Raw genomic sequence first — 12,589 nt, forward strand, 5'->3', positions numbered from 1 at the left:
GGCGGCAGCGCCTCGCAGCCGCAACGCGAAACGGTGCTGTCGGTCGAAAATCTCACCAAGACCTATCGCATGGGTGGCGGGCTGTTTTCGAAACAGAAATCCGTCGATGCGGTCAAGGGCGTAACCTTCACGCTGGGACGGGGAGAGACGCTCGGCATTGTCGGGGAAAGCGGCTCCGGCAAGTCATCGGTCGGGCGCTGTCTCGTACGGCTTCAGGACCCGGACAGCGGCCGCGTTCTGCTCGGCGGCAAAGACATGGCGCATCTGAAGGGCGCGGAGCTTCGCGCCATGCGCCGGCGCATGCAGATGATCTTCCAGGATCCGTTCTCGTCACTCAATCCGCGCGAAAAAGTCGGGCGCATCATTGCCGATGGTCCGATCGCCTATGGCGAAAACGAGAAGAAGGCGTTGTCGCGCGCTGCCGAACTGATGGAGTTGGTCGGCCTCGATCCGAAGAGCGCCAACCGCTTTCCGCATGAGTTCTCGGGCGGTCAGCGTCAGCGTATCGGCATCGCGCGGGCCTTAGCGCTGGAGCCGGAGATCATCATCGCCGACGAGGCGGTGTCTGCGCTCGACGTCTCCATCCAGGCGCAGGTGCTGGAGCTGCTGGGTAAGCTCAAGAAGGAGCTCGACCTGTCGCTGGTCTTCATCACCCACGACTTGCGCGTCGCCGCGCAAATCTGCGACCGTGTGATGGTGATGCAGAAGGGTCAGGTGGTCGAGCTTGGCACCGGCGCGGACATCTTCACCGCACCAAAACACGCCTACACCCAGAGCCTGATCGAGGCGATCCCCGGCCGAGACCGGGAATCGCAGATGATGTCAAAACGTGCTTGAATTTGAACGGACAGCTGAAACGTCCAAGGAGCCACTGCACATGCGTATCATGTCCAATTCCATCGAAGGCCGGGACATCGCCTATCAGATGCATCCCAACGTAAACCTGCGCAAATATGAAAAAACCGGCGGTCTGGTGATCGAATCCGGTGACGGCATCTATGTCACCGATAATAACGGCAAACGCTACATCGAGGGTATGGCAGGGCTGTGGTCGGTGGCGCTCGGCTTCGGCGAGAAGCGCCTGGCAGACGTCGCCAAGGCCCAGATGGAGAAGCTGCCCTACTACCATACCTTCTCCTACAAGACGCATGGTCCCTCGATCGATCTTGCTGAACTGCTCATCAAGATCGCGCCGGTGCCGATGTCGAAGGTTCACTTCACCTCCTCCGGCTCCGAGGCCAATGATCTCGCCTGCAAGATGGTCTGGTATCGCTCCAACGCGCTTGGCAACAAGGACAAGAAGAAGATCATCGGCCGCATCAAGGGCTATCACGGCGTCACGATCGCTGCTGCCTCGATCACCGGCCTGCCGCGCAACCACGAAAGCTTCGACCTGCCGCTCGACCGGATGGTCCATACATCCTGCCCCTCCTATGTGCACTTCGGTAAGGACGGCGAGAGCGGAGCCGATTTCACAGCGCGGATCCTGAACGATCTGGAAGAATTGATCCTCAAGGAAGGCCCCGAGACCATCGCCGCCTTCTGGGGCGAACCCGTTATGGGTGCCGGCGGCGTTCTGGTTCCTCCGGCCGGCTATTGGGAAGGTGTTCAGGCGATCCTGAAGAAATACGATATCCTGTTGGTCGCCGACGAGGTGATCTGCGGCTTCGGCCGCACCGGCAAGATGTTTGCCTGTGAGACCTACAATATCAAGCCGGACGTGCTGATAGTCTCGAAACAGATCTCCTCCTCCTATATGCCGCTTTCGGCGATCATCATGAACGACGCCTTCTATCAGCCGATCGCCGACGAATCCGAGCGCATCGGCGTGTTCGGCCATGGCTTCACGGCTTCGGGGCATCCGGTTGCGACGGCGGTCGGTCTTGAAAACTTGAAGATCATTCAGGAGCGCGATCTCGTCGGCAATGCCGCGCGGCTTGAGGAGAAATTTCTCGGCCGGCTTGCGGAGCTTGCAAAACACCCATTGGCGCATTCGTCGCGTGGCGTCGGGCTGATCGGCGCGCTGGAGATCAAACCATGGGGCGACGCCAAGCCTGGCGATGCGGCCGCGGCCGTTTCGGCGGCCCTTGAGGAAGAGGGTGTGATCTCACGCAACATCGGCGAAGCGCTTTGCTTCTGCCCGCCACTGATCATTACCGCTGAGCAGATCGACGATATGTTCAATGCCGTCGGCCGCGCGCTCGACACGGTCGAAAAGACAAGAGCCTGATGGAGATTTGATAGTCATGGATACAGCGGTCAAAACAGATCTCGGCGAAATGAGCGCAGCGGAACTCTCCGCACTTTTCGCATCCGGACGGGCTTCCCCAGTGGAAGCAGCCAAGGCTTCGCTCGAACGTATCGAGCGCTTCAATCCGTCGGTCAATGCCTTTGCCTATGTCGTGCCGGAGATGGCTCTGGCGGCCGCCAGGGAATCGGAAGCTCGTTGGCAGAAAGGCGCGCCTCTCAGCCCCATTGATGGCGCTCCGACCACCATCAAGGAGCTGACACCCGTCAAGGGCATTCCATGGCGGCGCGGCTCGGCGCTCGGCTCGAAGGAACCTTCCGACAAGGAATTCCTGATCATGAAGCGCCTGCGCGGCGCCGGCGTCACCATTCTCGGCACCACCACCTCGCCGGAATTCGGCTGGAAGGGCGTCACCCACGGCCCGGCATTCGGCAATACGCTCAATCCATGGCGCACCGATCGTGCCTCTGGTGGATCATCGGGCGGTGCGGCAGTTGCAGCCGCGCTCAATATGGGCGTGCTGCATGAGGGCTCCGACGGTGCCGGATCGATCCGCATTCCCGCATCTTTCTGCGGCGTCTTCGGCATCAAGCCGACCTATGGCTGGATACCGTCCGATACGCCCTCGCCGCTGTTCGAGCTTGCCCATCGCGGCCCGCTGACGCGCACCGTCGAGGACGCCGCGCTGTTTCTCAACGCCAGCACCGGTCCGACAGCCGATGCCATGTATGGCTACTGCCCCACGCCCGTTCCGGACTGGCAGCAGGCCATAAAAGGCGCCGACCTCAAAGGGCTGAAGATCGGCTACAGCCGCAATCTTGGCTATGCCCAAGTCCAGCCGGATGTCGCCGCTGCGATCGAGCGGGCGGCATCCCGCCTGGCCGAGATGGGCGCCATTGTCGAGGAGATCGACCCCGGCTTCTCCAACCCGCAGAACGCGCTGCTGGCCCTCTGGTATGCGGCGGAAGCGCGGACGGTGGATCTTGCCAATCCGACCGAGGAACAGAAGAAGTTGATGGACCCCGGCCTTCTGCGCATTCACGCCATGGGCAGCGCCTTGACCGCGATCGACTATGTGATCGCGGAACAGGTGCGTGCTGATCTCAAAGTGAGAATGGCGCAATTCCACGAGACATATGACGCGCTGATGCTGCCCACCATGCCGACGACGGCGATCGAGGCCGGTGTCGATTTTCCTGGCGGCATCGAAGGCAAGGATTGGTCGGACTGGTCGCCCTTCACCTATCCCTTCAACATGACGGGACAGCCGGCCGTTTCGGTTCCCTGCGGCTTCGACGCGGGCGATCTGCCAATCGGGCTGCAGTTCGTCGGCCCGCGCTACCGTGACGATATCGTGCTGAAACTCGCCGCCGCCTATCAGGCGGCCTTTCCCGAAAAATTCCCTTCGGCACCCCGCGCGCTGTAGTGGTATTTCAGCAGACAAACTTCCCCTTCATGATCGTGGAGAGGAAGGCCGGTCAGGCGCGGATGTGGGGCATCCGCGCCTGACCCAGAACGCACAAGAAAACAGAGGAAACCCATGTTAAGCAGCTCCACCCGCGATGCCGGTATCGGTGCAGAACTGAAAACGGGCGCGGCGGCCGTGCCCGCCGATCAAGCCGAAGCCATCGCCCGTGACAAATACGGGCTGGACGGCCGTGTCGAATGGTTGTGGGGCGAAAAGGATTCAAACTATCGGCTGACGCTGGCGGACGGGCAGGAATATCTCTTCAAGGTTCTCAATCCCGCCGAAGATCCAGGCATGACCTCGATGCACAGCCAGGCGCTGCTGCATGTCGAGGCTGTCGATCCCGGTATCCCCGTGCAGCGCATCATCCGCACGCTGGATGGCGAGGCGGACTTCCGCATGACTGACGCGGACGGTGGCACACGCGGCGTGCGGATGGTGACCTTCCTGCCGGGCATCGCCCAGAAGGCTGCACCGCATTCTCCAAGACAGCGCCGCAATGTCGGTGGGCTGCTGGCGCGCATGCAGATAGCGCTTGCCAGCTTCACCCACCCGGCGGCCGGTCACCGCATCACATGGGATATGCAGCACGCCATCGGCATGCGCGATTTGCTGCCGGTCTTCTCCGATCCAGTGCAACGCCGCCGGCTGGAAGCGGCAATGGACAATTTCGAAAAACAGATCATGCCCGTTATGGCCTCGCTCCCCGCGCAGGTGGTGCATAATGATTTCAACATGGAAAACATCCTCGTCGATTCCAAAACACCCGAGATGGTCAGCGGCATCATCGATTTCGGCGACATGGTGCATGCGCCCAGGGTGTTCGACGTCGCTGTGGGGGCCGCCTACCAGATGGGCGACGCTGCGGATCCAATCGAGGCAATCTGCGATTTCCTCGTGGAATATTCGACACTTATCAGCCTGACCGAGCAGGAGATTGCGGTGCTCTATCCCGCCATCCTCACCCGCATGGTCATGCGCCTTGCCATTCCACAGTGGCGGGCCGGGCTTTTCCCCGAAAACCGGGATTTCTATGTCCGCAACACCCCGACGGTCTGGGCACAGCTCGCCCGCCTCGACGCCATTCCGACCGAAACCATCGTCGCGCGGCTTACCGCAGCCTGCCAGCAAGGAAACAGACAGCTATGACGTCCCCCGAAACCGCGAAGACCGCGCCCGTGATGATCAACGGTTTCGACGCATCGAAACTGGCCACCCTGCCCAAACGCGAACGCCGGATGGTGGAACGCCGCCAGGCATTGCTCGGGCCGTCCTACCGGCTGTTCTACGACAATCCGCTGCATGTGGTGCGCGCCGAGGGCGTGTGGCTCTATGACGCCGATGGCGAGGCGCATCTCGATGTCTACAACAACGTGCCCTCCGTCGGACATTGCCATCCACGCGTCGTGGAGGCGATCGCCAGGCAGGCGGCTGTCCTCAACACCCACACGCGGTATCTGGACGACACCATTCTCGACTATTCCGAGCGCTTGCTGGCCACCTTCCCGGATGAAATCGAGCGGGTAATGTACACCTGCACCGGCAGCGAGGCGGTCGATCTGGCCCTGCGCATTGCCCGCTACTATACCGGCGGAACGGGTATCATCATCACCGAGAACGCCTATCACGGCGTCACCGCCGCCGCCGTCGAGATTTCACCGTCGCTAGGCTCGGGCGTTCCCCTCGGTCCGCACGTCATCACGGTTCTCGCGCCGGATGCCTATCGCGCCGAAGGCCGGGATGTTGCGGACGCGCTTGCCGAGGACGTAAGCAAGGCAATCGCCTTCATGCGCCGCCACGGCATCCGCCCCGCCGCCTTCATCGCCGACAGTATTTTCTCGACGGACGGCATCCTGCCCGATCCGGCAGGCTTCCTGCAGAAGACGCTGGATGTGGTCCATGAGGCCGGTGCGCTTTATATCGCCGATGAGGTCCAGCCCGGCTTTGGCCGCACCGGCTCCCATATGTGGGGCTTCATGCGCCACGGGATCGTGCCGGACATTGTCGTGATGGGCAAGCCGATGGGCAATGGCATGCCGATTGCCGCCGCCGTGATGAAGGCTGAGATCCAGGAGCGGTTCGGCAAGGATGTTCGCTATTTCAACACCTTCGGCGCCAATCATGTCTCGATCGCCGCGGCCAGCGCCGTGCTGGACATCATCCGCGACGAGAAGCTGATGGAGAACGCCGCCACGACCGGCGAACATATGCTTGCCGGCATGCGGACGCTGCAAGGGAAGTTCGCCTGCATCGGCGATGTCCGAGGTGCGGGTCTGTTCCTCGGGCTGGAATTCGTCAAGGACCGCGACAGCCGCACGCCGGACGGCGCGCTGGCGCTTGCGGTCGTCAACGGACTTCGCGATCGCCGCGTACTGATCAGTGCTGCCGGAATCCATGGAAACGTCCTGAAAATCCGGCCGCCCTTGCCATTTTCGCGCAAACACGCCGATATCTTTCTGGAAACGCTGGAGAGCGTGCTTACAGACATTGTATGAAAGACCATACCGGGTTCCAGCCGGAGGATAAAATGCCAGGGAGAGGAGATCATTCCGGGTGAATGCGCGCATCAAGCGGCCTGAGTTACGGCCTGACGGCAACGGTCAGCCGAAAGCACAATGGGCCTACAACGTCATACGTGACGCCATCATCACCATGGCGCTCGAGCCTGGAACCATGCTGAGCGAAAAGGAGACCTGTGCGAAGCTCGGTATCTCCCGAACCCCCATGCGCGAGGCTGTGCTGCGGCTTGCTCAGGAGGGCCTCGTCAATGTCGTTCCGAGCGGCGGCACCTTCATCAGCAAGATCTCCGTTCGCGGCGTCATCGAAGGGCAGATCGTTCGCTCCAGCCTGGAGCTGCGAATGGTCCGCCTCGCCGCCAGGACCTATGATCCGGTCTTCGACAAGGATTTCGATCTCCTGATGTTTCTGCAGGGGGATGCTGCCAAGCGGCAGGACTACGACGAGGCCTTTTCCGTCGATAATGCCTTTCATCAGTTGGTCAGCAGGGCTGCGGGCTTTCCCAATGTCTGGCATACGATCCGCAACGCCACCGGCCAGCTCGACCGCGTCCGTCGCCGCGCCTATCCGAAGTCGGGTTATTTCGACGAGGTCGTGGAAGAGCACCGCGCTATCTACGAGGCCATCCGCGCACATAACGAGGACGAGGCATACAGGCTATTGCGTCAGCATCTCGACGATATCGAACAGGTCCTGGCTTTCGTCGTGGCGGAAGATCCGGGCATCGTCGTACAGGAAGAAAACGCCGGCATTCTCGACGCCCTGCTGACACCGAGGGGGTAGAGGCTGCTTCCACACAGCCTCTACAAGGTCTTCACCTCATCAGCTTTTCAGCATGCGCGGATCGAGCGCATCGCGGACTGCATCGCCGAGATAGTTGACGCTGAGGACCGTCAGCGAAATGGCAAGACCAGGCCACAGCACGCGGGACGGCGTGAGCTGCAGGAAGCTTGCACCATCAAAAAGCAGGCGTCCCCATGTCGGAAAGTCCGACGGGAAACCAAGCCCCAGAAAGCTCAGGGACGATTCGGTGATGACTGCCTCAGCAACGCCGAGTGTCGCCGACACCATGATGGAGCTCATGACGTTCGGCAGGATATGCTTCAGGATAATCCGGTATTCCCGCATGCCGCTGCTTTTGGCAGCCATGATGAATTCCTGCTTTTTCATGGTCAGGACGTCACCTCGTACGATGCGGGCGGTATGCATCCATTTCGTGACGCCAATCACGAAGACAATCAGGATGAAAATTCCGGTTTCCGGTCCGAAATAGGCACGGAGGGTGTCGCGGAACAGCATGATGATGACCAGCAGCAGAGGCAGGAGCGGCAACGCCAAAAACAGGTCCGTCAGGCGCATGAGCGGTCCGTCGAGGCGTCGAAAATAACCTGAGAGGACGCCGACCAAGGTTCCGAGCAGAAGCGCCAGCAGCATGGCGGTGATGCCGACCGCCAGCGAGATGCGCCCGCCCGCCATCACCTGCGCCAGCATGTCATGGCCGAGATTATCGGTGCCGAAGGGGTGAAGGAGGGAGGGTCCCTGGTTCTTGGCACGGATGTCGATCTTGTTCGGATCGACGCTGTGGATGAGCGGGCCGACATAGACGACCAGCAGAATGAATATGAAAACGATCAGGCCCGCAAAGCCACCCTTATGAGCCCGGAATTGCCGCCATGTGGCAGCCATGATCGAGCGTGGCGGCGCGGTCAAAGCCGTCGTCGGGATTGCTGTTATGTCAGTCATAACGGATCCTCGGGTCAAGAATGCCGTAGAGCACGTCGGCAATCAGATTGAAGAGAACGATCAGCACGGCGAAGATGAAGGTCAGGGTCTGAACCATCGGGATATCCCCGCCCTGCACGGCCACGATCAAAAGCTGGCCAAGGCCGTTCACCCGAAAGACCTGCTCGGTGATGATGGCGCCGGAGAAAATCGTCGGCACCCCAAGCGCGATGACGGTCACGACCGGTATCAGGCTGTTGCGCAGCACATGGACCAGAAGCACGGTCTTTTCCTTGACGCCTTTAGCGCGCGCGGTGCGGACATAGTCCTGATGCAGATTATCAAGCATGGAGGCGCGCACGAAGCGGCTGATATGCGAGACATTGTAGAGCGTCAGCACCATGACCGGCAAGAACATCTGCTTGACCTGTGCCACGAAGCTGGACCAGTCCGTCACGCGCAGATTGGTGTCGTAGACCGACGGGAACCAGTGCAGATAGGAGCTGAAGACGACGATCAGCAGCACGCCGGTGAAGAAGGTCGGTACGGAATAACCGACCATGGAGATGAAGGTGCCTATCTGGTCGAAGATTGAATACTGCTTGTAGGCGGAGAGAACGCCGATCGGGATCGCCAGCAACACGCCAAACAGGTAGGACAGGCCCACCACCCACAGCGTTTGCGGCATGCGCTGGACGACAAGATCGACCACCGGGCTGCGTGTTGCCCATGAGAGCACCCGCAATCTGTGGCCATCGCCGAACTGCCAGCCGGTGATCTGTTCGAGAATATTCAGCGGCTCGTTGATGAAGAATTGATGCAGCCATCTGAGATAACGGATCAGGAAGGGCTGATCGAGACCAAGCGCTGCGCGGATCTGTTCGCGGACCTCCGGCGGGATCGTCAATGGCAGGTCGCCGGTCGGATTATTGGGCGCGAGGTCGAGAAGAGCAAAAATGACAAAGCTGATAACAAGCAATGTCGGCACGGCAAAGAACAGCCGTCGCAGGGTAAAGTTAAACATCGGAAAGTCTCCAGACCTTCAGGCGACGCAAAACGCCGGCTCCGTCTGAAAACGGAGCCGGCGATCGCTGCATCTTACTTCTTGCGGGACCAGTCAGCGACGTTCCAAAGTTCGGAATCCCAGCCGTTGATCTTGACGCCATCCAGGGTCACGGAGCGCGCCGAGACCTGGCCGCGGTAGATGAGCGGGATATGAGCCCCCTCTTCCGTCAGCATGTCATTGGCTTTCTTGGCGATTTCCGCGCGCTTGGCGAGATCGGCCGTCTTCGACAATTCAGTGACGAGCTTGTCATATTCCGGATTGCAGTAACGCGGCATGTTCTGCCCCTGCCAACCATTCTCGGGAGCCGGGATCTTGTTGCACAGCCATTCCGCCAGATATTTTTCCGGGTCCGTGCCATCGAAGTTGTTGGTGTACATTTCCACGTCGGCATAGAATTTCTGGAACGTATCCGGGCTCGCCGGATCGCCGCCGAAGAAGACGGAGGCGCTGACATTGCGCAGTTCCGCAGCGACGCCGATCTGTGCCCACATGTCCTTGACGAGCGCCTGTGTGGCCTGACGCACCGAGTTGGTCGACGTCTGGTAGAGGAAGGAGAGCTTCACACCGTTCTTGGCGCGGATGCCGTCCGAACCCTTGACCCAGCCGGCCTCGTCCAGAAGCTTGTTGGCACCATCGACATCCGGCTTCAGGCACCAGTCGTTCGCCGTCGAGGCATAGACCTCGGGGCCGGGCACGATATTGCAGGTCGGCTTGCCGGCGGCGCCGTAACCGGTCTCGTTAATAACGTCGCGATCGATCGCCATCGACAATGCACGGCGAACGGCCGGGTCCGACAATGACGGATGCGGGCCGGCTTCCTTGGTCGAGCGCTTTTCGCCGAGCGACGGGTCGACGGCATAATGGTTGATGTTGATACGCTCGACCTGTGATCCGAAGGCCGTCACAAGCTCGCCCTTGCCGGCAGCCACCATGGTTGCGAGGATTTCCGGCTCGACCTGCATGTTCCAGGCATAGTCATATTCGCCGGTTTCAAGCACTGCGCGGGCCGCGGATACCGCATCGCCGCCGCCTTTGAGCGTTACCGTGGCGAAGGCAGGCTTGGCCGGATCACGGTAATTCTTGTTGGCCGTGAAGGTTATGACGTCGTTCGGCTTGAACTCCTTGACGACAAAGGGGCCGGTGCCGATCGGCCCGAAATTGGCGGATGTGCAGCCGGGTGCTGCGGCACCGACGCAATCCTTGAACTGCGCCTTCTGGATGATAGGCGACTGGCCGCCGACGAAAGCGCCATAGGGATAATATTTCGGCTCGGTGAAGGTCATCTTGACCGTGTGCGGATCCACAGCTTCCACCGACTTGATGCCTTCATACTGCGCCTTCTGCGCGCAACCGCCATCCGGCGCCGTGCAATATTTCCATGTGAACACCACGTCGTCGGCCGTGAAGTCGGTGCCATCAGACCATTTGAGGCCTGGCTTCAACTTCCAGACCATGCTCGTCATATCCGCCGAGATGCCGCCGTTTTCCAATGTGGGGATCTCCGTCACCAGTGTCGGAACGAGCTTGCCCGTTTCGTCGTAGCGGGCCAGCGGTTCGATGACCATGGACGAGCTGTAGACTTCCTTGGTGCCGCCAGAGAGATATGGATTGAGCGTCGAAACAGCCTGCCAGAACAGGATCTTCAGCTCACCATCGCTGCCGCGTTCCGCATGGGCGGCGGAGCCTGCCATGGCGAATGCCGCAACCACGCTGGCAAGAAGGATATTGCGTCTCTTCATCTTGATTTCCCCTATGTGATTTTTGTGTGTTGAATGATCGAGGCGGCATATCCGATATGCCGCCTCGCAAAGGCTCAGTTCCGAATGCGCCCATTCGCCGAAAGATGGCTCGTCGGGGCGCGAATTCGCGCAATCGAGAGCATGGCATCGGCCCGCCACTGGCCGACATCGCGCCGCTCACTGATTTCACTTGTCATGATGGAATGAGACGGAGAGGCTTTGGGCGACAGAGGCTGTCGGCAGCGCCGGAAGGCGACCTGGGCGATCGGTTTGGCGACCTGGGCGATCGGTTTGGCGACCCTACAGGGCTTTGCACCCCTTGGTCGTCCCGACCGATTCAGGCACAAGCCATCCGCGACCACCAGCGGATCTTCGCAAATCGACAGAATAATAACCTCCTGAAATTGCTCAGTTCTTTTCAATCAGAACTCAACCATTTATGCGTGCAGGAATTCTCTCCAGCCGCCGCCCGCTATTATTGTTCCCGTTTGTCGGCACTCGCGTCAAAGGCGATGCTCAAATTTTGAGCCATCTAAGCACAGGCCTATTTTTCGTTCAAGAATGAAAGTTGAAGCTTGCAAAATCAGATTTGCGAAGCGCAATATACCGCCATATCCCCCTAGACCCGGACGAGCGAGGACGAGAGAATGCCGATATTGAACCGTGCCGCCGAGATGCAGGAAGAAGTCGCCGGCTGGCGCCGCCATTTGCATGAGACGCCGGAGTTGCTCTACGATGTCTATGAGACATCGAGCTTCGTCGCGGAGAAGTTGAAAGCATTCGGCTGCGACGTCGTGGAAACCGGCCTCGGCAAGACCGGCGTGGTCGGCATCATCAAGGGCAGGCATGGTGACGGGCCGACGATCGGCTTCCGCGCCGACATGGACGCGCTGCCGATCACCGAAACCAGCGGCAAACCATGGGCGTCGAAAGTGCCCGGCAAGGCGCATTCCTGCGGCCATGACGGTCACACAGCCATGCTTCTGGGGGCTGCCCAATATCTAGCGGAGACCCGCAATTTCAAAGGCTCGGTCGCTGTGATCTTCCAGCCGGCCGAAGAAGGCGGCGCTGGTGCCCTGGCCATGCTCGATGACGGCATGATGGACAAGTTCAGCATCAGTGAAGTCTACGGCATGCACAATTCGCCCGGCATCCCGGTCGGCAGTTTTGCAATCCGCAAGGGGTCGCTTATGGCTGCTGCCGACAGTTTCGAAATCACGATCAACGGCAATGGCAGCCATGCCGCCGCGCCGCATCTCTCGATCGATCCGGTGCTGGCATCCGCCCATGTGGTGATTGCCCTGCAGTCGATTGTCTCGCGCGGAATGGATCCGCTGAAATCGCTGGTCATCTCGGTGACCACGACGCATGGCGGCACGGCCCATAACGTCATTCCGAGTTTTGTCACCCTGACGGGAACGGTGCGCACGCTTCTTCCCGAAACGCGCGACTTCGCCGAAAAGCGCCTCAAGGAAGTGGCGCAGGCAACCGCGATGGCGCATGGCGCGACGGCGGACGTCAACTACCATCGCGGCTATCCGGTCACCGTCAATCACGACAACGAAACGGAATTCGCAATCGGCGTCGCGGGCTCGGTTGCGGGCACCTCCGCCGTCGAGGCCAACACCGCGCCGCGCATGGGAGCGGAGGACTTCTCGTACATGCTGGAATCGCGCCCCGGCGCCTTCATCTTCATCGGCAATGGCGACACCGCCGGCCTTCACCATCCGGCTTACGATTTCAACGACGACGTGCTGCCCTATGGCATCAGCTATTGGGTGACGATGGCCGAAAAAGCCCTCGCGGCATGATGCTGTAGCACCAGCGAC

10 protein-coding genes are annotated in these 12,589 nt (G+C 60.4%); 7 read left to right on the forward strand and 3 right to left on the reverse strand.

The features are described 5' to 3' along the window. From PMI03_RS07450 to PMI03_RS07475, 6 genes are all read left to right on the forward strand, one after another. A partial coding sequence (locus PMI03_RS07450) for an ATP-binding cassette domain-containing protein (RefSeq protein ID WP_007691521.1) occupies positions 1–837 on the forward strand: 837 nt, incomplete at its 5' end. A gap of 40 nt (positions 838–877) precedes the next feature. Next, on the forward strand, positions 878–2,230 hold the full coding sequence (locus PMI03_RS07455; RefSeq protein ID WP_007691523.1) for an aspartate aminotransferase family protein: 1,353 nt from the start codon (positions 878–880) through the stop codon (positions 2,228–2,230). Positions 2,231–2,246: 16 nt separating this feature from the next. Next, positions 2,247–3,674 (forward strand): amidase, encoded by a 1,428-nt coding sequence (locus PMI03_RS07460; RefSeq protein ID WP_007691526.1) that lies wholly within the window; start codon positions 2,247–2,249, stop codon positions 3,672–3,674. Positions 3,675–3,788: 114 nt separating this feature from the next. After that, entirely contained in the window at positions 3,789–4,865 is a 1,077-nt protein-coding gene (locus PMI03_RS07465) for a phosphotransferase (protein WP_007691527.1), read from the forward strand. Continuing rightward, a complete protein-coding gene (locus tag PMI03_RS07470) occupies positions 4,862–6,211 on the forward strand; it encodes an aspartate aminotransferase family protein (RefSeq protein WP_007691529.1) in 1,350 nt (449 codons plus the stop codon). Before PMI03_RS07465 ends, PMI03_RS07470 begins: the two co-directional genes overlap by 4 nt. 58 nt (positions 6,212–6,269) lie before the next feature. Further along, complete coding sequence (locus tag PMI03_RS07475; RefSeq protein WP_007691532.1) at positions 6,270–7,016, forward strand: GntR family transcriptional regulator; 747 nt, start codon at positions 6,270–6,272, stop codon at positions 7,014–7,016. Between the two features lie 39 nt (positions 7,017–7,055). On the opposite strand, the gene PMI03_RS07480 is transcribed toward PMI03_RS07475, so the two are convergent. The 3 genes from PMI03_RS07480 to PMI03_RS07490 form a co-directional block, all read right to left on the reverse strand. After that, on the reverse strand, positions 7,056–7,976 hold the full coding sequence (locus PMI03_RS07480) for an ABC transporter permease (protein WP_007691534.1): 921 nt from the start codon (positions 7,974–7,976) through the stop codon (positions 7,056–7,058). After that, positions 7,969–8,979, reverse strand: a complete 1,011-nt coding sequence (locus PMI03_RS07485) for an ABC transporter permease (protein ID WP_007691539.1) — start codon at positions 8,977–8,979, stop codon at positions 7,969–7,971. Before PMI03_RS07485 ends, PMI03_RS07480 begins: the two co-directional genes overlap by 8 nt. A 74-nt stretch (positions 8,980–9,053) precedes the next feature. Next, positions 9,054–10,760 (reverse strand): peptide ABC transporter substrate-binding protein, encoded by a 1,707-nt coding sequence (locus PMI03_RS07490; protein WP_007691542.1) that lies wholly within the window; start codon positions 10,758–10,760, stop codon positions 9,054–9,056. Positions 10,761–11,407: 647 nt separating this feature from the next. Between PMI03_RS07490 and PMI03_RS07495 the strand changes: the two genes are divergently transcribed. Beyond that, positions 11,408–12,571 carry a M20 aminoacylase family protein gene (locus PMI03_RS07495; RefSeq protein WP_007691544.1) on the forward strand — a complete coding sequence of 388 codons (1,164 nt, stop codon included), beginning with the start codon at positions 11,408–11,410 and terminating at the stop codon, positions 12,569–12,571. Positions 12,572–12,589 lie beyond the last annotated feature (18 nt).

Source organism: Rhizobium sp. AP16, from assembly GCF_000281735.1.
Classification (GTDB): Bacteria; Pseudomonadota; Alphaproteobacteria; order Rhizobiales; family Rhizobiaceae; genus Rhizobium; species Rhizobium rhizogenes.